Origin of the sequence: Variovorax paradoxus B4 (assembly GCF_000463015.1) — a bacterium.
Lineage (GTDB): Bacteria > Pseudomonadota > Gammaproteobacteria > Burkholderiales > Burkholderiaceae_C > Variovorax > Variovorax paradoxus_E.
The window spans coordinates 98131-118107 of the sequence record NC_022247.1 but is presented as its reverse complement, the minus strand read 5'-3'; the positions used below and the strand labels follow the sequence as shown (position 1 = coordinate 118107).

Genomic DNA, 19977 nt, shown 5'->3' with positions numbered 1-19977 from the left:
GCGCACGATGAAAGCACTCTGGCAACTCACGGCGGCCCAGCTCGCCGATGGTTTTCGCGCCGGCGCCTTCACGCCGGAACAGGCGCTCGCGGCCTGCCTGGCGCGCACGGCCGAAGTGAACCCGCGGCTCAATGCGCTGGTCGTGCTCGATGCCGAAGGCGCGGCCAAGGCCGCCGCGCAAAGCACCGCGCGCTGGCGTTCAGGCCGTGCGATCGGCGCGCTCGATGGCGTGCCGGCCACCATCAAGGACAACCTGCAGGTACGCGGCCTGCCCACGCACTGGGGCAGCCGCGCGCTGGCCGGCTTCGTCGCCGAACGCGACGAGCTGCCGGTGGCGCGGCTGCGCGAAGCCGGCGCGGTGATCTTCGGCAAGACCAACGTGCCCGAGTTCACGATGCAGGGCTACACCGGCAACCCGGTCTTCGGTCCCACCGGCAATCCGTGGAACCCGGCGCTCACGCCCGGCGGCTCCTCGGGCGGCGCGGTGGCGCTGGTGGCCGCGGGCGGCTGCCCGATCGCGCTGGGCACCGATGGCGGCGGCTCCATCCGCCGGCCCGCATCGCACACCAACCTCGTCGGGCTCAAGCCCTCGCGCGGCCGCGTGCGGCGCGGCGACGGGCTGCCGCCGATCTTTCTCGACTTCGAGGTGGTGGGGCCGATGGCGCGCTGCGTGGACGACGTGGCCGCGGTCATGCGGGCGATCGCGCCGCGCGCCGCAGCCGACGCACCGCATGAAGCGGCCACGCCGCGGCCCGCGCGCATCCTCTACCTGCCGCGCTTCGCGGACCACCCGGTGGACCCGCGCATCGCGCGGCTGGTGGATGCCGCGGCCGACAACCTGGCCGCGCTCGGGCACCAGGTCACGACGCTGCCGCGCTTCGAGCTGGCCGAGGCAGTCAACCAGCGCTGGCCGCTGCTCGCGCAGGTGGGCCTGGCCTGGCTGGTGGACCATCCGCAAGAGCTCTCGCCCCGCCCCTTCGACCCCGCGCTGTTCGGCCCCGCGATGCAGGCCAACACCGGGACCGGCCGCGCCGCCTCGGCGCGCGAGTTGTTCGAGCTGCTGTTCGAGGCCGAACGCCTGCGGGGTGAACTCGCGGGCCTGTTCGAGCAGCACGACTTCTTGCTGACCCCCGCGACCGCGGCGCTGCCCTGGCCCGCCGCCGACACGCATCCGCCGCGCATCGACGGCCGCGAGGTCGGCCCGCGCGGCCATGCGGTGTTCGCCGGCTTCGTCAATGCCGTGGGCCTGCCCGCGATCGCGCTGCCCTGCGGCTTTGCGGAGGGCCTGCCGGTGGGGCTGCAGCTGGTCGCGCGCGAAGGAGGCGACGACGCGCTGCTGGCGCTGGCCCGCGAATTCGAACGCGCCCATCCGTGGCAGCGCTTTCCCACCCTGTGACGACGGCAGCGGCGCCAGCGCCCGGGGGCTTGACCCCGGCCAGCGCGGCGCATGCCCTGTACCTCGCGCGGCGCGACGGCCGGCGCGTGCCCTCCGCGCTGCTGCAGCCGGCGAGCCGCGGCGAGGCCTATGCCATCCAGGACGCCACCCTGGCGGCGATCGGCCCGGTCGGCGGCTGGAAGGTCGGCGCGCGCGCGTCCGGCCTGGAGCCCACCTGCGCGCCCCTGCCGGCCGCGGGGCTGCTGCCCGACGGCGCACGCCTGCAAGGCCCGGCATGGCGGCTGCGCGGCATCGAGGCCGAGATCGGCTTCCAGCTTGGCACCGACCTGCCGCCGCGTGCCGCGCCCTACACGCTGGCCGACCTGGCACGCGCCGTCGAATCGGTGCTCCCGGTGATCGAGATCGTCGAGACCCGCCTGGCCGACTGGTTCGGCGCCGATGCCAACGCCCAGCTGGCCGACCTGCTGAGCCACGGCGCGCTGGTGCTGGGACAGCGCCAGCCCTTCGCGCCGGCCTGGTTCGACCTGACGCGCGCCAAGGCCGCGCTGCATTTCGACGGGCAGACCGTCGCGCACACCGTGGGCGAACATCCCAGCCCCGATGCGGGCGCGCTGCTGGTGTGGCTTGCCAACCATTGCGCCGCGCGCGGCACCGGCCTCAAGGCGGGCCAGATCGTCACGAGCGGTTCGTGCACCGGCATGCTGTTCGCGTCAGCGGGCACGGCCGTGCGCGTGGAGATCGGCGAGCTTGCGCCCGTGGCCGTCTCGTTCTGACCTTCCTTCGCGGGCATCGCGGCGCGGCCGGAACCCATGTCCGGAAACAGCGAGCGCCGCGGCCGCGCCGGCCGCACACTTTCGGCATGCCGACTTCTCCCGCCACGATCTCTCCCGCAAACATCGCCCGCGCCCTCGACTGGCCCTGCATCGAAACCGAGCTTGCCACGCGCGGCTGCGCGACCACGGGCGTGCTCTTCAGCCCGAAGGAATGCGCCGCGCTGGCCACGCTCTATGACGAGCCCGGCCGTTTCCGCAGCCGCGTGGTGATGCAGCGCCACGGCTTCGGCCAGGGCGAGTACCAGTACTTCGCCAACCCGCTTCCCACCTCGATCGCGGCCTGGCGCAGCGCGCTGTACGAGCGCCTGGCGCCACTCGCGAACGCATGGGCCGCCGCCATGGGCCAGCCGGCCGACTACCCGGCGGACCACGCGTCATACCTCGCACGCTGCCATGCGGCGGGCCAGCTGCGCCCCACGCCGCTGCTGCTGCGCTATGGCGAAGGCGACTACAACTGCCTGCACCAGGACCTGTACGGCGACCTGCAGTTTCCGATGCAGCTCACGGTGCTGCTGAGCCGGCCGGGCGAAGACTTCACGGGCGGCGAATTCGTGCTCACCGAGCAGCGCCCGCGGATGCAGTCGCGCGCCGAGGTGGTGTCGCTCGCGCAGGGCGAGGCGGTGATCTTCGCGGTCAACCAGCGGCCGGTGGCGGGCACGCGCGGCAGCTATCGCGTCACGATGCGCCACGGCGTGAGCCGCCTGCGCTCGGGGCGGCGGCACACGCTGGGAATCATCTTCCACGACGCGCGCTAGCGAACTCCGGGGCTCGGCGCACGACCGTGCCATGGCGCGCGCGGCCCGAAGTCGCGCAAAATCCGCCCTGCACCCCGGGTGCTCACCAGGATTTCCGACAACAAAAACGATCGGAGCAGCGAGCGGCCGGATGCGATCCGCGGCCCGACGTGACGCCCGCGGGTGCGTTCGAGTGGTCGACAGGGAGCTGTATGAAAAAGAAGAACTCGTCCGGGCCCCCGGATGTGGCGGAAAGCCGCCTCTCGCCCTTTTTTTAAATTTTCCGCGGCCGTGGCGCGGCTCTCGCGCCGCTTCAGGGTCGACGTGAGCACCATCGTGAGTGCCGTCGCGCTGACGCAGTCGCTGCTGCTGGCCACGCTCGGCTACTGGGGCTCGCAGCGGCTGGTGGCGGAGATCGGCACCTCCGCGCACGCGGCCAACCACCACCGCACCGAGGACAACATGCTCGCCGTACTCGCCAAGACCGAGTCGACGGTCGGTGCGCTGGCCGCTGCGCCCAGCCGCGGTCCCGCAGGCGAACATGCGCAGCGCACCGCGGAACTTCTCTGGACCCTGCTGCAACAGTCGCCCGAACTCGACAGCCTCTACGTGGCCGACGACACGGGCCAGATGCTGATGGCGCTGCGCCACCCGGTGCCGGCCATCCGGCGCATCGCGCGCGGCGCGGGCGCCGGCGAACTCGCCATCGAAACATGGCAGTACAAGCTGCCGCCCGCGCCCGAGGTGGACGCGCAGCAGCGCTTCGCCACGCAGCGCATCGAGTCCTTCCGCACCAGCTTCGACCCACGGCTGCAGCGCTGGTACCAGCAGGCCCGCCAGATGCAAAGGCCCGTATGGACCGCGCCCTACACCTTCGCCGCGACGCAGGAGCTGGGCGTGACCTACGCCCTGACCAGCAAGCGCCGCGCGGCCGAAGGCGGCTCCCGGCTGCTGGTGGTGGGCGGCGACGTCTCGCTGGGCCGGCTCTCGCGGTTCGTGCGGCTGTTCGCGAGCGACGGCCGCGGCGACAGCGCCGTGCTGGGCGCCGACTTCCAGGTCCTGGCGCGCAGCGACCAGCCCGGCGTGCTGGGCGCGCTGCACGACCAGATGCTGAGCGACGGCACGGCTGGCAGCGCCGGCGGCGCGGCCTTCGCGTTCGACCACGACGGACGGCCTCACCTCGCGCAGGCCTCGCCGATCCCCTCCACCGGCTGGCAGCTGGTGAGCTGGGTGCCCGAGGACTTCGTGCTGGGCGAGCTGCGGCGCGCCGTGCTGTGGTGGCTGCTGCTGGGCCTGGCCTTGCTCGCGGCGGTGCTGTTCGTGTCGCTGCAGCTGTCGAGGCTGGTCACGTCGCCGGTCGAGAAGCTCTCGCAGATCGCGCGCCGCATCGGCCTGCTGGAGCTCGACAACCTGCCGCGCGAGCCGAGCCGCGTGCTGGAGATCCAGCACCTCGACCAGTCGCTGGACGAGTCGGCGCGCAGCCTGCGGGCGTTCAGCAAGTTCGTGCCGGTGGACGTCATCAGCCAGCTCGTGGCCGAAGGCCGGGCGCTGGCGCCCAGCGGCTCGCCGCGGCGCATGACCGTGATGTTCACCGACATCGAGGGCTTCACCCGAATCTCGGAGTCGATGGAAGCCAATGTGCTGGTGCGCATGCTGACCGAATACTTCAACCTTGCGACCCGCGTGCTGGCGCGCTACGGCGGCGTGATCGACAAGTTCATGGGCGACGGCATCATGGTGCTGTGGGGCGCGCCCGCGGACCTGAAGGACGCGGAGTACCGCGCCTGCCTGGCCGCGCTGCAGCTGCACATCGAGATGGGCGCGCTCAACCGCAAATGGCACGCCGACGGGCTGCCCGAATTCCGCACCCGCATCGGCATCCACACCGGCGTGGCGATCGCGGGGGTGCTGGGCTCGAACGACCGGCTGTCCTACACGTCCCTGGGCGACGTGGTCAACGTGGCGAGCCGCATCGAGGGCATCAACAAGCAGCTGGGCACGCACACGCTGGTCTCGGAGGTCACCTTCGCGGGCCTGAAGGGCCGGCTGCAGACGCGCCGCATCGACGAGCGGGTGGCGCTGCGCGGCCGCCGGACGCGCATGGTGCTCTACGAACTGCTGATGCCCTGAGGGGCTCCGGCGCGCCGCGCGGCAAACTCCACGTACCAGCCGAGCGAGCCGGGGTTGGCCATGGCCTCGCGGTTGACCACTTTCTCGAGCGGCTGGCCCAGCAGCAGCTTCTTGATCGGCAGCTCCTGCTTCTTGCCCGAGAGGGTGCGCGGGATCTCGGCCACCTGGAAGATGTCGTTGGGCGCGAAGCGCGGCGAGAGCGAGGTCTTGATGGCGTTGTTGATCTTCGCGCGCATCGCGTCGTCGAGCGCCACGCCGGGGCGCAGCACCACGAACAGGGGCATGTAGCTTTCGCGGCCGAGGTATTCGAGATCGACCACCATCGAGTCGAGCACTTCGGGCAGGGCCTCCACGGCGCTGTAGATCTCGCTGGTGCCCATGCGCAGGCCCTGGCGGTTGATGGTGGCGTCGCTGCGGCCGTAGATGATGCAGCCGCCGTCCTCGCCGATCCTGATCCAGTCGCCGTGGCGCCAGACACCCGGGTAGGTGTCGAAATAGCTCGACAGGTAGCGCGCATTGCCTTCGTCGCCCCAGAAGTACAGCGGCATCGACGGAATGGGCCGCGTGCAGACCAGCTCGCCCACTTCGCCGATGACGGGCTTGCCGTCCTCGTTCCAGGCCTCCACCGCATGGCCGATCTGGCGGCATTGCATCTGGCCGGGCACTTCGGGCAGCTCGCGGTTGCCGCCGACGAAGGCGCCGCAGAAATCCGTGCCGCCCGAGATGTTGCACCACCACACGCTGTCGGCGCCCGCGGCCAGCAGCTGCGCCGTGCCCCAGCGCTGCACCTCTTCCGACAGCGGCGAGCCGGTGCTGCCGAGCGCGCGCACGCGCGACAGGTCGCCGCACTCGGCCGCGACCACGCCGGCCTTCATGCAGTTGGTGAAGTAGGCCGCGCCGGCACCGAAGAAGCTGATGCGGTGCTTCGCGGCAAAGCGCCACAGCACGGCCCAGTCGGGCTTCTCCTTGCTGCCGGCCGGGTGGCCGTCGTAGATGACGATGGTCGCGCCGAAGGCCAGGCCCGCGAGCTGGCAGTTCCACATCACCCAGCCGGTCGAGCTGTACCAGTGAAAACGCTCGTCGAAGTTGTTGGCGCCGTAGCTCGCGCCGATGTCGTTGTGCAGGCCGCAGGCATACATCGTCATGATGATGCCGCCCTGCCCGTGCACGATGGGCTTGGGCAGGCCGGTGGTGCCGCTCGAATAGACGATCCAGATCGGATGGTCGAAGGGCAGCCACTCGGGCTCGAAGGCCGCCACCTCGGCATCGCTGCGCGCGATGGCGCCTTGCCAGTCGGCATCGGCGACGAGCTGTTGCGCGGCATGCGGCGTTCTGAGCAACAGCAGCTTCTGCACGCTGGGCAGCGCATCGCGCAGCTCCTGCACGACCGCGCTGCGGTCGATGGGCTTGGCGCCGTAGTGCACGCCGTCGGCGGCGATCAGCAGCTTGGGCTCGATCTGGCGGAAGCGGTCGACCACGGCGGCCGTGCCCATGTCGGGCGCGCACACGCTCCACACCGCGCCGATGCTCGAACACGCGAGAAACGCCACCATGGTCTCCGGCACGTTGGGCAAGTAGGCGGCCACGCGGTCGCCGCGCTGCACACCCAATGACTTGAGCGTGAGCGCGACCGAGGCCACCTGGCGACGCAGCTCGGGCCACGGCATCTCGCGCACTTCGCCCAGTTCGTTGTCGCTCACGATGGCGGCCATGCCGGCCGCATGGGCCGCGTCGGCATGGCGCAGCACCTCGCGCGCATAGTTGACCTGCGCGCCCGGAAACCACCTGGCGCCGGGCATGCGGTCGTCGGCCAGTACCGCCGTGTGCGGCGTGGGCGACGCGATGCCGATGTAGTCCCAGATGCTCTGCCAGAAAGCGTCGAGGTCGGTCACGGACCAGCGCCACAGCGCGTCGTAGGTATCGAACGACAGGCCGCGCTGGTCGCGCAGCCAGTCCTGGTAGAGGCGGATCTGGGGAATGTTGGGGGCGGGCATGGGTCGAGCGTAATGCCGCGTTCCGTGCCGTTCAATCGGGTTTGACCTCAGGGTTTGTACGTGTGTTCAATAGTTTTGTACAGACGTTCAATACGCCCGATGAACACCCGCACCCAGCCTGCCAAGCGAAGCGCCCACCGGGCCGCGGCCACCGCCGCCGAAGCGGCCCGGCCCGATCGGCGCCACGCCATCCTGCTGGCGGCGGAAAAGCTCTTTGCGCAGCACGGCTACCACGCGGTCACCATCCGCCAGATCGCCGAGGAAGCGGGCGTGCCGCTGGCGCTGGTGGGCTATTACTTCGGGCCGAAGCACGAGCTCTTCCACGCGATCTTCGAGCACTGGAGCCACAGCATCGAGGAGCGGCTTGCGGGCCTCAGGGCCGTGAACAACGACCCCGACGACGCGCGCACGCTGCCGCGCATCATCGAGGCCTTCACCGGGCCGGTGCTGGCGCTGCGCGCGAGTGCCGAGGGCGAGTACTACGCGCTCCTGGTGGCGCGCGAGCTCTATCACGCCACCGAGGAAGCCGACCGCGTGCTGCGCGGCTACTTCGATCCGCTGGCCGAGGCCTACATCGACGCGCTGCACGTCGCGCTGCCGCATGCCACGCGCGGGCAGGCCGCCTGGGGCTACCAGTTCTCGCTCGGGGCGCTGCTGCACCACCTGAACGACAGCCGCATCGAACGGCTCTCGCGCGGCGAGAACCGGCGCAGCGACCCGGCCGCGGCGCCGATGCTCGTGAACTTCATCGTCGGCGGGCTGCGCGCCGCGCTGCCGCGACCCAAGGCCCCGCAGAAGAAAACCACCCCCAGGAGACAGAAGACATGATGAAACGACGCACCCTGCTGTCGGCGCTGGCCGCTGCCTCGGCCGCCACGGCGCTGCCCTCGCGCGCGCAATCGAACCCGAAGATCGTGTTCGGCTACACGGCCGTGTCCGACTTCGCCTCGGTCTTCGTGGCGGCCGAAGAGGGCTACTTCAAGAAGCGCAACCTCGACGTGGAGCTCAAGTTCATTCCGCTCAACTCCACCATTCCCGCGGCGCTGCAGTCCGACTCGCTGCAGATCGGCGGGCCCACGCCCTCGGTGTTCCTGCAGGCAGTGGACGGCGGGCTCGACCTGGTGCTGGTGGCCGGCGGCGGCCTCACGTCGAAGACGATCACTGGCTTCGGCCTGGTGGCGCGCGCCGGCTCGGGCATCAAGAACCCGCAGGACTGCGTGGGCAAGAAGATCGGCGTGCCCGGGCTCGGCGCGTTCCTGCACGTGACCTTCCGCGCCTGGCTCAAGGAGAGCGGCGTGGACTACCGCAAGGTCAATTTCGTCGAGGCCTCGTTCCCACAGCATGCCGACCTGCTGCGCGGCGGCTCGGTCGACGCGGTGGTGTCGGCCGATCCGTTCATGAGCCGCATCACCGAGAGCGGCGCGGGCTACGTGGCCTCGTACTACTCCACGTTCCTGCCGGAGAACAACCAGACCATCGTGCATGCGGCCAAGCGCGAATGGGTGGCGAAGAACCCGGCCACCGCGCGCGCGTTCCGCGAGTCGCTGGTCGAGGCCGCCGGCTTCATGCAGCAGCCGAAGAACGACGCCCGGGTGCGCGCGGCCATCGGCAAGTACATCAAGCTGCCGCCCGAGGTGCTCGCGAAGATCCAGATCTCGCCGCCCGGTGCCACGGTGAACGAGAAGCAGCTGGGCTACTGGGTCGGGCTGATGAAGGACCAGGACATGCTCAAGACCTCCATCGACGTTGCGAAGCTGATCGCCAAGTGAGCACGGCCGCCGACTTCCTTCGCTTCGACGGCGTCGCGATCCGGCTCGGCGGGCGCGATATCCTGTCGCCCACCTCGTTCGACGTGGCGCGCGGCGAGTTCGTCTGCATCGTGGGCCCGAGCGGCTGCGGCAAGACCACGCTGCTGCGCGCGGCCAGCGGGCTGGTGGCGGCAAGCGCCGGCGAGGTGCGGCGCAACGGCGTGAAGATGAGCGAGCCGTCGCGCGAAGTGGCCTTCGTGTTCCAGGACTACGGCCGCGCGCTGCTGCCCTGGCGCACCGTGGAAGGCAACGTGAGCCTCGCGCTCGAGGCGGCCGGCGTGCCCGCGGCCGGGCGGGCTCCGCGCATTGCCGAGGTGCTGGGCAAGGTGGGGCTTGCGAAGCATGCGCAGAAGTTTCCGGTGCAGCTTTCGGGCGGCATGCAGCAGCGCGCGCAGATTGCCCGCTGCCTGGCGCAGAAGCCCGAACTCATGATGATGGACGAGCCCTTCGGCGCGCTCGATGCGCTCACGCGCCAGAGCCTGCAGGACGAGCTCGCGCGGCTGGTGCGCGACGACGGGCTCACGGTGCTGTTCGTCACGCACGATCTCGAAGAGGCCATCTACCTCGGCGACCGCGTGATCGCGCTGCAGGCCAACCCCGGGCCTGGGCGGCCCAGCCTGGCGCGGATGATCGACGTGAAGATTCCGCGCCCGCGCGACCAGCTCACGACGAAGGAGCATCCGGAGTATTTGCAGCTACGCCGTGAGCTCTTCGCCTTCATCGAGCAGGGCCATGACTGAACGCCGCCTCCTGCGCTGGCTGCGGCCGTGGGTCTTTCCGGCCCTGCTGGTTGGCGCCTTCGAGTGGTATGCGCGGCGCGCGGCCGCCTTGGGCAGCGATGCGCTTGCCCCGCCGAGCGCGGCCGCCAAGGCCTTCGTCGGTGCGGCGCTCGACGGCTCGCTGTGGCAGGCCACGGGCTTCACGCTGGGCACGGCCGCGCTCGGCCTGCTGCTGGGGGCGGTGCTCGGCATTGCGCTGGGCCTGGTGCTCGGGCTCTCGCGCCGCGCGGCGCAGCTCGGCTCGCTCTCGATCGAGGTGCTGCGGCCCGTGCCCTCGGTGGCGCTGATTCCGCTCGCGATGCTGACCTTCGGATTCGGCGTGCGCATGGAGCTGGCCATCGTCGCCTTTGCCACCTTCTGGCCGCTGCTGGTGCTGGTGCAGTCGGCGGTGCAGCAGATCGAGCCGCGGCTGCTCGAGGTGAGCCGCGTGCTGGGTCTCTCGTCGCGCGAGCGCGCCTTCAAGATCGTGCTGCCGGCCATCGCGCCGCGCCTGTTCGTGGCGCTGCGGCTGGGCGTGGCGGTGGCGCTGGTGGTGGCCGTCACGGTGGAGATTGCGGCCAATCCCAACGGCATGGGCTACGCAATGATGATCGCGCAGCAGAGCTTCGATCCCGCGCTGATGCTTGCGTGGCTGGGCTGGATCGGCGTGGTGGGCTTTGCGGTCAATGCGGGCATGGTGCTGCTGCAGCGCGTGGTGGCCCGACGCATGGGGGTGCTGCCATGAACGGCAATGACCGCGGCCGGGTTGGCATCTTCATGAACCGGCTCGGCTCGCTCGCCGTGCTCTGCGCATTGATTGCGCTGTGGTGGATGGCGAGCAACGCGGGCTGGGTGAGCCGCGTGTTCCTGCCGACACCGCAGGCCACCTTCGCAAGCCTGCTCGAAGGCCTCAACCTCTCGGGCGGCTCGGGCAACGGCGAGCTGCTCGCCTTCACGCAGGCCACGGTCGGCCGCATGGTGCAGGGCTGGCTGCTGGCCTCGCTCTTCGGCGTGCTGCTGGGCGCGGCCATCGGCGTGTCGCCCGCGGTGCGCGCGTGGGTGCAGCCGACGCTCGAATTCATTCGCCCCCTGCCCGCCTCCGCGCTGCTGCCGCTTGCGATTTCGATCTTCGGTCTGAACCCCGGCATGGTGCTGTTCGTGGTGGCCTTCGGCGCGATGTGGCCGGTGCTGCTGGCCACGGTGCACGGCTTCGCGGCCGTGGAGCCGCGGCTTTCGGAAGTGGCGCGCTGCCTGCAGATGTCGCGCGCGGCTTTCGTCTGGAAGATGGGCCTGCCCAACGCCATGCCCGACATCCTGGCCGGCATGCGGCTTGCGCTGACCATCGCTCTGATCGTCGCGGTGGTGGGCGAAATGATCGCCTCGCAAAGCGGCCTGGGCCAGGCCATTCTTCTGGCCGCGCGCGCATTTCGCGCCAGCGATCTTTTCGCCGGCATCGTGCTGCTCGGGCTGATCGGCTTCGCGAGCAACGCGCTGCTGGCCTTTGCAGAGAAGCGGCTGCTGCGCTGGCAGCAGCCCTGAAGCCGCCCCTTACATCCCCATTCCACAAGGAGCCCCGCCATGCCACGCAAGTTCGTCGATCTCTCGATCTTTCTCGAAAACGATGTGCTGTCCGATCCGCCGGCCTTCGCGCCGAAGATCCAGTACTTCACGCACGAGCAGACCTACGAGCAGATCGAGCCCTTCTTTCCGGGCCTCAAGAAAGAAGACCTGCCCGACGGCGAAGGCTGGGCCGTGGAGCTGGTGCAGCTTTCGACGCACAACGGCACGCATCTCGATGCGCCCTATCACTTTCACTCGACCATGGACAAGGCGCTGGGCGAGAAGAAGCCCGCCATCGCGATTCATGACGTGCCGCTCGAATGGTGCTTCCAGCCCGGCGTGAAGCTCGACTTCCGCCACTTTGCCGATGGCTACGTGGTCACGGCCGGCGACGTCGAGGCCGAGCTCAAGCGCATCGGCCACACGCTGAGCCCGCTCGAGATCGTGGTGGTGAACACGCGCGCGGGCTCGCGCTACGGCCATCCCGACTACGTGGCGGCCGGTGCGGGCATGGGCTACGAAGCCACCATGTACCTGCTGGAGCGCGGCGTGCGCCTCACGGGCACCGATGCCTGGAGCTGGGATGCGCCCTTCGTTCACACGGCCAAAAAATACGGCGAGACGCACGACGCCTCGCTGATCTGGGAAGGCCACAAGGCCGGCCGCGACATCGGCTACTGCCACATCGAGAAGCTGCACAACCTCGAGGCGCTGCCGCCCACGGGTTTCTTCATCAGCTGCTTTCCGCACAAGATCCGCGGCGCGTCGGCCGGCTGGACGCGCGCGGTGGCGATCTTCGACGATGCGCTGATGGCGTCGGTCTGAAACGCGAGAGGCCAAGCCAATGATTGCAGCGCTCAACCACACGCACGACGCCGGTGCCAGGAGCTGGGTCGCATCGGCCAACGTCGCGGGCAGCGACTTTCCGATCCAGAACCTGCCCTGCGCAGTGTTCCGCCGCACGGGCAGCCCGGAGCCGTTTCGCGGCGGCGTGGCCATTGGCGACCAGGTGCTCGACATGGCCGCGCTCTCCGCGCGCCAGCTGCTCGATGGACTCGCGCTCGATGCGGCCCGTGCCGCCGCGCTGCCGGCGCTGAACGATTTCTTCGCGCTCGGCGGTGCCGCCTGGAGTGCGCTGCGCCACGCGGTGTTCGCATTGCTGCGCGACGACGCGCCGCCGGCCACGGTGCACGCCGTGCGCGACTGCCTGGTGCCGCAAGCCGAGGTCGAATACACGGTGCCCGCACGCATCGGCGACTACACGGACTTCTACACCTCCATCGACCATGCGCTGAACATCAGCCGCCTGATGAATCCCGAAGGCGACGTGACGCCCAACTTCCGCTGGATTCCGACGGCCTACCACGGGCGCGTGTCGACCATCGGCATCAGCGGCCAGCGCTTTCATCGCCCGATGGGACAGACGATGGCGCCGGGCGCCAGGGCACCCACGTACCACGCCTGCGCGCGGCTCGACTACGAACTCGAACTCGGCATCTGGATCGGCGAAGGCAACGCGGCCGGCGAACCGATTCCGCTCGAACGCGCGGAGGAGCACATCTTCGGCATCTGCCTGCTCAACGACTGGTCGGCGCGCGACATCCAGTTCTGGGAGATGGCGCCGCTCGGTCCCTTCCTCGCGAAGAACTTCGCGACCACCCTCTCGCCGTGGATCGTGACGATGGAAGCGCTCGCGCCCTATCGCCAGGCCTGGACGCGGCCCGCAAACGAGCCCCAGCCGCTCGGCTATCTCGACAGCCACGCCAACCGCGAAAGCGGCGCGATCGACATCCGCCTGGAGGTCTGGCTCGAAAGCGAGAAGGCGCGCAACGACGGGAGCGGGCCTTCGCGCCTGTCGCGCACGAGCTTCAGGCACCAGTACTGGAGCGTGGCGCAGATGGTGGCGCACCACACCGTGGGCGGCTGCAGCCTGAACCCGGGCGACCTGTTCGGCAGCGGCACCATCTCGGGACCGGGGCCGGGCGAAGCCGGCGCGATCATCGAGCTGACGCGCGCCGCGCAAGACCCGGTCACGCTGGCCAACGGCGAGCAACGCGGCTTCCTGGAAGACGGCGATGCGGTGCTGCTGCGCGGATGGTGCGAGAAGCCGGGCCATGCGCGCATCGGATTCGGCGAAAGCCGAGGGACGGTGCTGCCCGCGAAGGGCTGAAGACATCCGGCGCGCCAAAAGAAAAGGCCACCGGTGAGGTGGCCTTTTGCATGAAATGTGGAGCGGGAAAAGAGTCTCGAACTCTCGACCTCAACCTTGGCAAGGTTGCGCTCTACCAACTGAGCTATTCCCGCATTTCGAGCCGCAGATTATAGCCTGGTTTTTTCAGGCCTCCTTCCCCTCCTCGGTCAGTTGCCGAACACCGACGCGCGGTGCAGCGAAATGCCGGCCATCACGCCATCGGCCGAAGCCAGCGTGGCGTTGTGGAACATCATGGCCGCATCCCCGGCCGCGAACACGCCGGGCACCGTGGTCATCTTCATCGCGTCGGTGCGGATCAGCGGGCCGAAGCCGCCCTCGTCGATCACGCATCCGAGCTGCTCGGCCAGCGGGCTCGCCAGGCGCGTGCGCGGCACGAGGAACATCGCATCGAGCGGCACGCGCCGGCCGTCCGCGAGGCGAACGCCCGAGAGCTCGGCAGGCGACGGCCCCTCGAGCGCCGCGATGCGGCCCGGCTCGATCGCCACGCCGCGCGCCTGCAGCCTGGCGCGCGTCTCCTCGTCCACCGTGTTGTTGCCGTTGAGGAACAGCGTGGCCGATCCCCATTCGGCGAACAGGATCGCATGGTCGGGCGCATGCGGCCGCTCGATCAGGATGCCCAGGCGCCGGCCGCCGACTTCATAGCCGTGGCAGTACGGGCAGTGCAGCACGCTTCGGCCCCAGCGTTCGCGCACGCCCTCGATCTCCGGAAAGCCGTCCTCGACGCCGAAGGCGAGCACGATCCGGCTGCCCGACAGCGGCGCGCCGCCGCCCTCGAGCGAAACAGCGAACCCGCCCGCGCCGTCGGCATGCGCCTGCGCGACGCGGCCCTCGACGAAGCTGGCGTTCGGGTACGCGAGCACCTTGGCGCGCGCATCGGCAATCATCTTCAGGGGCGGCGTGCCGTCCTGGCCGAAGAAGCCATGTGAAGCGGCGGCGAAGCGGTTGCGCGGCGCGCCCGCATCGACGATGCAGACCGTTTTTCGCGCGCGCGCAAGCTGCAGGGCAGCGGAAAGGCCGGCAAAGCTGCCGCCCACGACCAGAGCGTCATAGTGCATGTTCGATGTCCTTGCGAGTGAAGCCGCCGCCCGTCATGCGGCGATGAAAATCCTTCGAGAGATCCGCCAGCGTGATGCTGTTGAAACGCTTGAGCAGCAGGGCCTCGGCCTCCCCGCAGGCGCCGTCGAGCGCCGCGTTCACGGCCTGCTCGACCACGCAGCCGGGGCTTTCGGTGCGGTTGCCCATGGCCAGCAGCGCGGGCGAGCCGACCGCGTTGTGGATGTCGCCCAGGGTCACCGCGGCCAGCGGGCATGACAGCACCCAGCCGCCGCCGTGGCCCTTGGCCGAACTCACGAAGCCGGCCTGGCGCAGGCCCGACATGAGCCGGCGCACTACCACCGGATTGGTGTGCATGGCCGCCGCCAGCGATTCGGAGGTGATGGGCCCGTTCATCTCGGCCATGTGCAGCAGCACGTGGAGAACGCCTGAAAGCTTGCTGTCTCTTTTCATGCAACATTATTAGTTGCATAAGAACTCGGGCACAGGAGGCAAGCGTTCTTGACCCTGCGGGCGGAACGGTTGTCGGCCCGCGGCCTGTTATCGTCGGCCGCCTTCACGACGACCGCATGCCCGCCGCCCTTCCCTCGACCCTGCTCGACGCCGCCCTGCGCGGCGTGGCGATCGCGTTGCTGCTCCTGCTGGCGCTGGTGCTCGGACGCGACCGCCCCCGCCTGCCGGCTGCGCGCGCCGGCGTGGCATTGACGCTCGGCCTTTGCGTGCAGGTCATCGGGTCCACGCCGCTGTTCGAAGCGCTGGTGCCCAGGCTCTGGCAGGCGCCGCTGGTCGCCGTCTCCGTCGGCAACGCCGTGCTGTTCTGGGTCTTCGTGCAGGCGCTGTTCCACGACGATTTCGCGCTGCGCCCCCTGCACGTCGCAGCCTGGGTCGCGGTCGCCGCGCTGGCGGCGTTCAACTGCGCGGTCGTGGCCGGCAGCGCCTCGGTGCTCGCGCCGATCAGCATGGGTTTGCAGCGCGCCGTGCCGCTGGTGTTCGCGGTGCTTGCCGCGCTGGCCGCGGCCTCGCACTGGCGGGAAGACCTGGTGGAGCGGCGCCGCAGGCTGCGCGTCTTCATCGTGGTGACCGGCATCGGCTACAGCCTGGGGATGCTGGCGGTCCGGCTGGCTTCGCCGCATGGCCGACTCTCGGGGTTGTCGGCCACGGCGGACGTGGCAATGTTGCTCGCGATCGTGGCGGTGGTGGCCTGGCGGATGGTGCGGTTGGCGGGTCGGACCTGTTCCCCGCGGCGGGCGTGCCGGCTGCGATGCCCGTGGCCGTTCTTGAAGACGCGCGGCCGCCCGAAGCGCTCCCAAGCCCGGACCCCGAGCCCGATCCGGCCGAAGACCGCCTCGCCGAATCCTTGCAGCACGCCATGGCCGTCGACCGCGCCTATCGCAGCGAAGACCTGAGCATCGCCAGCCTCGCCACGCGGCTGTCGGCGCCTGAATACCGGCTGCGGCGGCTCATCAACCAGCGCCTGGGGCACCGCAACTTCAACGCCTTCGTCAACGGTTTCCGGCTGGCCGAGGCCATGGCCGCGCTGGCCGATCCGGGCAAGCGCGACCTGCCCGTCCTCACCATCGCGCTCACGGCAGGCTTCCAGTCCATCGGCCCGTTCAACCGCGCGTTCAAGACCGCCACCGGGCTCACGCCCACCGAATTCCGCAGGGAAAAGCTGGCCGAATCCTGAAATCGGCCAGCCGAAAACCGCGCTTGCAGCTTTCGGCAAGACGCGGCGGGCATGCCGCGGCATCGTCCGGGCCGCCGAGGGCAATGGGCCTTCGATGACACAAGGAGTCCGGTCGATGCGACGTCTGTTTTTCTTCCTTGCGGCCACGGTGCTGGCGCTGCTTTCCGGGCTGGCCCAGGCCGCGATGGGCCTGGCCGAGATTGCCGGCCTGGTCGGCGACGGGCCGGTCACGGTGTTCTACCCGTCCAGCGGCGAGGTCCAGCCAGTCCGGCGCGGCCGCTTCATGCTGGACGTGGCGGCACAGGGCGCGCCCATTCGCGGCAACGGCCGGCTGATCGTGGTCTCGCACGGCTCGGGCGGCGCGCCATGGGTGCATGCGGACCTGGCACGCACCCTGGTGGAAGCCGGCTTCATCGTGGCGATGCCCGAACACAGGGCCGACAACTACAAGGACGACAGCAATCCGGGCCCCGACAGCTGGACGATGCGGCCGGCCGAGGTGTCGCGCGCCATCGACGCGGTGGGGCGCGATGCGCGCTTCGCGCCGCTGCTCCAGCTCGACAAGATCGGGATGTACGGCATGTCGGCCGGCGGCCACACCGCGCTGAGCCTGGCGGGCGGACGCTGGTCGCCGGCCGCGTTCAGGCAGCATTGCGAGGCTGACCTGGAAAGCGACTTCCAGACGTGCGTCGGCCTGATCACACGGCTGACCGGGAGTGGGTTGGACAGCATCCGGAAATGGGCCGCGCTGCTCGTGATCCGCCACCGCTTCGCCGACGCCACGCCGCGCGAGTACCAGGACCCGCGCATCGCCGCCATCGTGGCGGGCGTACCCGGCTCGGCCGATTTCGACATGGCCTCGCTCGCCACGCCGCGCGTGCCGCTGGGGCTGATCACCGCACAGCAGGACCGCTGGCTGGTGCCGCGCTATCACAGCGACCGCGTGCTCGCGGCTTGCCTGCCGCGCTGCGAGTTGATTGCCGATCTGCCCACCGGCGGCCATGGCGCGCTGCTCTCGCCGCTGCCGCCGGGGCTCACCGGGCTGATCGGCGACATGCTCAACGATCCGCCGGGGTTCGACCGCGCAGCACTGCTGCCGGAGGTGAACCGCAAGACGACCGCCTTCTTCAGCACGCATCTGCTGCCTTGAGCCGGCAGCGCCGCACCAACGCATCACCCTGCGTTCCGGACGACGGACACGTCCCACAAGCGAGAGCGAAAGCCCCGCACACGGCGACATGGTGCGAAGTGGTCACGGTAGCGACCGAACTGGCCCCAAGCCGGTTCTGGTCAATGACCATTCAAACGAAAGGAAAAGTCACCTATGAAGCAGCAACAACACAAATCCCTTTTCGTCGGCGCCTTGCTCGCAGGCCTTCTTGCCATGAGCGGCTTCGCACAGGCACAAGGCGTGGGGGTCGGTGTGGGCGTGAATGCCGACGTCAGCACATCGGGCAGCGCGAACGCGCCTCAACGCCAAGGCGCCGCGGGCGCCGGTGCACGCACCGATGCGGCCGCGCAGACGCGGGCCGAGGGAAGTGCCGGCAGCGGTGCCGCCCCGGGGGGCGGCGTGCAACCGGTCGAAGTCCCCGGCAAGGCCGCAGGCGGGCTGGGCAATACCCTGGGCGGCGTGGTCGGCGGCGCAACGGGTGCGGTCGGCGGTGCCACCGGCGCAGTCGGCGGTGCGACCAGCGCAGTGGGCGGCGCCACGAATGCCGTCAGCGGCGCGGCCGGCAACGTGACCGGCGCGACCAATGTCGTGGGTGACGCGGTGGGCGGCGCGACCGGCGCCGCGGGCTCGGCCGGCAGTGCGCTGAAGGCGCCGGCCGTGGGCGCCAAGGCCAGCGGCAAGGCCAAGGGATCCGGCGCGGTCGACGTCAAGAAATAAGCACTTCGCTCAGGGAAAGAAGCCCGCGGTGCGCCTGCGCCGCGGGCTTTTTTTAGTTTGCTTCCAGCCTGAACAGGCTGGTCACTTCCACGTCGAGCACCATCAGCTCGCGCTGGTTGAAGAGCCGCCAGCGCCAGCGCAGGATGCCGAGCGTGTGCCGTTTTTCGGAGCGCCGCGCCTCGATGACGTCGGCCACGAGCCGCAGGGCATCGCCGGGCCGCACGGGGTGGGGCCAGCGCACATGCTCGAGCCCCGGCGACGCAAAAGACTCCGAGCCCCTGAGCGCGGCATCGACCACGAGCCGCATCGCGATCGAGCAGGTGTGCCAGCCGCTCGCGATCAGCCCGCCGAATGCGCTGTCTGCCGCGGCCACTGCATCGGTGTGGAACCACTGCGGGTCGTAGGCCTGCGCGAACCCGATGAGCTCCGCTTCGGAGACGACATAGGGACCGGCCTCGATGACCTGGCCGGGGTGGAAGTCGGCGAACTTCATTCGCCGCAGCTTAGTATGTTTCCAGGTGCAAACGGCCTTCGCGCTTCAACGCGGCGCCGACGGTGTCCCAGTCGAGCCCCGCTTCCTTCGCCACGTCGCGCAGGGCCAGCACCACGCCCTCTTCCATGCTCTTGAGTCCGCACACGTAGAAGTGGCTGCTGCCGTCTTTCAGCAGCGCGGCCAGGTCGGCGGCGCGCTCGCGCATCAGGTCCTGCACGTAGCGCTTGGGGCTTCCCGGCGTGCGCGAGAACGCGAGGTTGATGTCGATGAAGTCCTTGGGCAGCGACTGCAGCGGGCCGAAGTACGGCAGCTCCTGCTGGGTGCGCGCGCCGAAGAACAGCATCAGCTTGCCGCCTTCGAACTTGCCGCTCTTGCGCAGGCGCCGGCGCCATTCGGTCATGGCGCGCATCGGCGCGCTGCCGGTGCCGGTGCAGATCATCACGATGTGCGACCTGGGGTGGTTCGGCATCAGGAACGAGGAACCGAAAGGTCCCACCACCTGCACCGTGTCGCCCACCTTCAGGTCGCAGACGTAGTTCGAGCACACGCCGCGCACCGGGTCGCCCTGGTGATCCTCGGTCACGCGCTTCACGGTGAGCGACACGTTGTTGTAGCCGGGCCGCTCGCCGTTGCGCGGGCTGGCCACCGAGTACTGGCGCGCATGGTGGCGTTTGCCGATGGCGTCGACGCCCGGCGGCACGATGCCGATCGACTGGCCTTCGAGCACCGGGAACGGCACCATGCCGAAGTCGAGCACGATGTGGTGGGTCTCGCTGTCGAAGCCCGCCTCGGTGCAGTTGAAGTTGCCCACCACGGTGGCGGTGGTCGGCGCCTTGGGCGCAAACAGGTTGGTGTAGGCGTGCGCGGCCGACCAGGGCGGCACGCTGGCGCCGTACTGCGCGGAGTTGAAGGCGGGCTCGACGGACTCGACCGCGGCCTGGGCCTGGGCTTGCGCCTGGGTCTGCGCGGGCACGGCAGCGGCCGCGTCGCCGGCCGCTTCGGCGGAAACGCCGGCGGCTTCCAGCTCTTCGGGCGACAGCTCGGCGGGCAGCGATTCCCAGGTGAGCTGCTCCTCGATCGTGTAGGCACGCACCAGGGGCATGGTGCGCCAGTTGTCGATCGAGCCCGTGGGGCACGGCGAGATGCAGGCCATGCAGCCATTGCAGACGTCGGCCCGCACGACGTAGTTGTTGTCGTCGTGCGTGATCGCGTTGACGGGGCAGGTGGCCTCGCAGGTGTTGCAGCGAATGCAGATCTCGGGGTCGATCAGGTGCTGCTTGATGACCCCGGCTTCAACGGCCATGTCCATGTTGTTCTCCTAGAGCCCTCCCCTTTCGGGGGAGGGTTGGGTGGGGGCGAGCGGCGCTTGTCGTGGTCGCGCTGCTGAGCCCCCATCCCAGCCTTCCCCGGAAGGGGAAGGAGCAATACCAA

The 19977-nt window shown here is 69.8% G+C and carries 20 protein-coding genes and 1 tRNA gene; 15 read left to right on the top strand and 6 right to left on the bottom strand.

Features of this window, described 5'->3' with window-relative positions; genetic code table 11:
* The first annotated feature begins 7 nt into the window (after positions 1-7).
* From VAPA_RS00570 to VAPA_RS00555, 4 genes are all read left to right on the top strand, one after another.
* The gene (locus VAPA_RS00570) at positions 8-1396 is read left to right on the top strand and encodes an amidase (RefSeq protein ID WP_021004820.1); all 1389 of its coding nucleotides are present in this window, start codon (positions 8-10) and stop codon (positions 1394-1396) included.
* A gap of 29 nt (positions 1397-1425) precedes the next feature.
* Positions 1426-2169 carry a 2-keto-4-pentenoate hydratase gene (locus VAPA_RS00565; protein ID WP_041945962.1) on the top strand — a complete coding sequence of 248 codons (744 nt, stop codon included), beginning with the start codon at positions 1426-1428 and terminating at the stop codon, positions 2167-2169.
* A gap of 86 nt (positions 2170-2255) precedes the next feature.
* Positions 2256-2984 carry a 2OG-Fe(II) oxygenase gene (locus VAPA_RS00560; protein WP_021004818.1) on the top strand — a complete coding sequence of 243 codons (729 nt, stop codon included), beginning with the start codon at positions 2256-2258 and terminating at the stop codon, positions 2982-2984.
* A 270-nt stretch (positions 2985-3254) separates the two neighbouring features.
* Positions 3255-5093: an adenylate/guanylate cyclase domain-containing protein gene (locus VAPA_RS00555; RefSeq protein WP_230558939.1), complete on the top strand. Its 1839-nt coding sequence runs from the start codon at positions 3255-3257 to the stop codon at positions 5091-5093.
* Here VAPA_RS00555 and VAPA_RS00550 read toward each other — a convergent pair.
* Positions 5072-7087 carry an acetoacetate--CoA ligase gene (locus tag VAPA_RS00550; protein WP_021004816.1) on the bottom strand — a complete coding sequence of 672 codons (2016 nt, stop codon included), beginning with the start codon at positions 7085-7087 and terminating at the stop codon, positions 5072-5074. The two genes, VAPA_RS00555 and VAPA_RS00550, sit on opposite strands and share 22 nt — an antisense overlap.
* 99 nt (positions 7088-7186) lie before the next feature.
* Here VAPA_RS00550 and VAPA_RS00545 point away from each other — a divergent pair, with 99 nt between their 5' ends.
* The 7 genes from VAPA_RS00545 to fahA are packed head-to-tail and all read left to right on the top strand — an operon-like array spanning position 7187 to position 13383.
* Positions 7187-7915 (top strand): TetR/AcrR family transcriptional regulator, encoded by a 729-nt coding sequence (locus VAPA_RS00545; protein ID WP_021004815.1) that lies wholly within the window; start codon positions 7187-7189, stop codon positions 7913-7915.
* The gene (locus VAPA_RS00540) at positions 7912-8856 is read left to right on the top strand and encodes an ABC transporter substrate-binding protein (protein WP_021004814.1); all 945 of its coding nucleotides are present in this window, start codon (positions 7912-7914) and stop codon (positions 8854-8856) included. Before VAPA_RS00545 ends, VAPA_RS00540 begins: the two co-directional genes overlap by 4 nt.
* Entirely contained in the window at positions 8853-9635 is a 783-nt protein-coding gene (locus tag VAPA_RS00535) for an ABC transporter ATP-binding protein (protein ID WP_021004813.1), read from the top strand. Before VAPA_RS00540 ends, VAPA_RS00535 begins: the two co-directional genes overlap by 4 nt.
* The gene (locus tag VAPA_RS00530) at positions 9628-10398 is read left to right on the top strand and encodes an ABC transporter permease (RefSeq protein ID WP_021004812.1); all 771 of its coding nucleotides are present in this window, start codon (positions 9628-9630) and stop codon (positions 10396-10398) included. Before VAPA_RS00535 ends, VAPA_RS00530 begins: the two co-directional genes overlap by 8 nt.
* Positions 10395-11192, top strand: coding sequence for an ABC transporter permease (locus VAPA_RS00525; RefSeq protein WP_021004811.1), 798 nt, complete (start codon positions 10395-10397; stop codon positions 11190-11192). The genes VAPA_RS00530 and VAPA_RS00525 overlap by 4 nt, the downstream gene beginning before the upstream one ends.
* A 39-nt stretch (positions 11193-11231) precedes the next feature.
* A complete protein-coding gene (locus tag VAPA_RS00520) occupies positions 11232-12038 on the top strand; it encodes a cyclase family protein (protein ID WP_021004810.1) in 807 nt (268 codons plus the stop codon).
* 19 nt (positions 12039-12057) lie between these two features.
* A complete protein-coding gene (gene fahA / locus VAPA_RS00515; RefSeq protein WP_021004809.1) occupies positions 12058-13383 on the top strand; it encodes a fumarylacetoacetase in 1326 nt (441 codons plus the stop codon).
* Positions 13384-13441: 58 nt separating this feature from the next.
* On the opposite strand, the gene VAPA_RS00510 is transcribed toward fahA, so the two are convergent.
* The 3 genes from VAPA_RS00510 to VAPA_RS00500 form a co-directional block, all read right to left on the bottom strand.
* Positions 13442-13517 (bottom strand) — tRNA-Gly (locus VAPA_RS00510).
* A gap of 54 nt (positions 13518-13571) precedes the next feature.
* Positions 13572-14480, bottom strand: coding sequence for an NAD(P)/FAD-dependent oxidoreductase (locus VAPA_RS00505; RefSeq protein ID WP_021004808.1), 909 nt, complete (start codon positions 14478-14480; stop codon positions 13572-13574).
* Positions 14470-14931 carry an RrF2 family transcriptional regulator gene (locus VAPA_RS00500; RefSeq protein ID WP_021004807.1) on the bottom strand — a complete coding sequence of 154 codons (462 nt, stop codon included), beginning with the start codon at positions 14929-14931 and terminating at the stop codon, positions 14470-14472. The genes VAPA_RS00505 and VAPA_RS00500 overlap by 11 nt, the downstream gene beginning before the upstream one ends.
* 116 nt (positions 14932-15047) lie before the next feature.
* Between VAPA_RS00500 and VAPA_RS00495 the strand changes: the two genes are divergently transcribed.
* From VAPA_RS00495 to VAPA_RS35385, 4 genes are all read left to right on the top strand, one after another.
* Positions 15048-15884, top strand: a complete 837-nt coding sequence (locus VAPA_RS00495) for a hypothetical protein (RefSeq protein WP_230558938.1) — start codon at positions 15048-15050, stop codon at positions 15882-15884.
* Positions 15848-16165, top strand: a complete 318-nt coding sequence (locus tag VAPA_RS35010) for a helix-turn-helix domain-containing protein (RefSeq protein WP_021004805.1) — start codon at positions 15848-15850, stop codon at positions 16163-16165. The genes VAPA_RS00495 and VAPA_RS35010 overlap by 37 nt, the downstream gene beginning before the upstream one ends.
* A gap of 115 nt (positions 16166-16280) precedes the next feature.
* Positions 16281-17315 (top strand): alpha/beta hydrolase family protein, encoded by a 1035-nt coding sequence (locus VAPA_RS00490; protein ID WP_021004804.1) that lies wholly within the window; start codon positions 16281-16283, stop codon positions 17313-17315.
* A gap of 174 nt (positions 17316-17489) precedes the next feature.
* Positions 17490-18053 carry a hypothetical protein gene (locus tag VAPA_RS35385; protein ID WP_021004803.1) on the top strand — a complete coding sequence of 188 codons (564 nt, stop codon included), beginning with the start codon at positions 17490-17492 and terminating at the stop codon, positions 18051-18053.
* 52 nt (positions 18054-18105) lie between these two features.
* Here VAPA_RS35385 and VAPA_RS00480 read toward each other — a convergent pair whose 3' ends face one another.
* Entirely contained in the window at positions 18106-18546 is a 441-nt protein-coding gene (locus VAPA_RS00480) for a MaoC family dehydratase (protein ID WP_021004802.1), read from the bottom strand.
* A 10-nt stretch (positions 18547-18556) separates the two neighbouring features.
* Positions 18557-19855: a benzoyl-CoA 2,3-epoxidase subunit BoxA gene (gene boxA / locus VAPA_RS00475; protein ID WP_021004801.1), complete on the bottom strand. Its 1299-nt coding sequence runs from the start codon at positions 19853-19855 to the stop codon at positions 18557-18559.
* Positions 19856-19977: the final 122 nt, after the last annotated feature.

What these genes read in the sequence shown, in the direction of transcription:
- VAPA_RS00490 (WP_021004804.1), top strand. Translation starts at nt 16,281, where the DNA reads ATGCGACGTCTGTTTTTCTTCCTTGCGGCCACGGTGCTGGCGCTGCTT.
- VAPA_RS00480 (WP_021004802.1), bottom strand. Translation starts at nt 18,546, where the DNA reads ATGAAGTTCGCCGACTTCCACCCCGGCCAGGTCATCGAGGCCGGTCCC.
- VAPA_RS00560 (WP_021004818.1), top strand. Translation starts at nt 2,256, where the DNA reads ATGCCGACTTCTCCCGCCACGATCTCTCCCGCAAACATCGCCCGCGCC.
- VAPA_RS35010 (WP_021004805.1), top strand. Translation starts at nt 15,848, where the DNA reads ATGGCCGTCGACCGCGCCTATCGCAGCGAAGACCTGAGCATCGCCAGC.
- VAPA_RS00495 (WP_230558938.1), top strand. Translation starts at nt 15,048, where the DNA reads ATGCCCGCCGCCCTTCCCTCGACCCTGCTCGACGCCGCCCTGCGCGGC.
- VAPA_RS00530 (WP_021004812.1), top strand. Translation starts at nt 9,628, where the DNA reads ATGACTGAACGCCGCCTCCTGCGCTGGCTGCGGCCGTGGGTCTTTCCG.
- VAPA_RS00500 (WP_021004807.1), bottom strand. Translation starts at nt 14,931, where the DNA reads ATGAAAAGAGACAGCAAGCTTTCAGGCGTTCTCCACGTGCTGCTGCAC.
- fahA (WP_021004809.1), top strand. Translation starts at nt 12,058, where the DNA reads ATGATTGCAGCGCTCAACCACACGCACGACGCCGGTGCCAGGAGCTGG.
- VAPA_RS00570 (WP_021004820.1), top strand. Translation starts at nt 8, where the DNA reads ATGAAAGCACTCTGGCAACTCACGGCGGCCCAGCTCGCCGATGGTTTT.
- VAPA_RS00540 (WP_021004814.1), top strand. Translation starts at nt 7,912, where the DNA reads ATGATGAAACGACGCACCCTGCTGTCGGCGCTGGCCGCTGCCTCGGCC.
- VAPA_RS00520 (WP_021004810.1), top strand. Translation starts at nt 11,232, where the DNA reads ATGCCACGCAAGTTCGTCGATCTCTCGATCTTTCTCGAAAACGATGTG.
- VAPA_RS00525 (WP_021004811.1), top strand. Translation starts at nt 10,395, where the DNA reads ATGAACGGCAATGACCGCGGCCGGGTTGGCATCTTCATGAACCGGCTC.
- VAPA_RS35385 (WP_021004803.1), top strand. Translation starts at nt 17,490, where the DNA reads ATGAAGCAGCAACAACACAAATCCCTTTTCGTCGGCGCCTTGCTCGCA.
- VAPA_RS00505 (WP_021004808.1), bottom strand. Translation starts at nt 14,480, where the DNA reads ATGCACTATGACGCTCTGGTCGTGGGCGGCAGCTTTGCCGGCCTTTCC.
- VAPA_RS00545 (WP_021004815.1), top strand. Translation starts at nt 7,187, where the DNA reads ATGAACACCCGCACCCAGCCTGCCAAGCGAAGCGCCCACCGGGCCGCG.
- VAPA_RS00550 (WP_021004816.1), bottom strand. Translation starts at nt 7,087, where the DNA reads ATGCCCGCCCCCAACATTCCCCAGATCCGCCTCTACCAGGACTGGCTG.
- boxA (WP_021004801.1), bottom strand. Translation starts at nt 19,855, where the DNA reads ATGGACATGGCCGTTGAAGCCGGGGTCATCAAGCAGCACCTGATCGAC.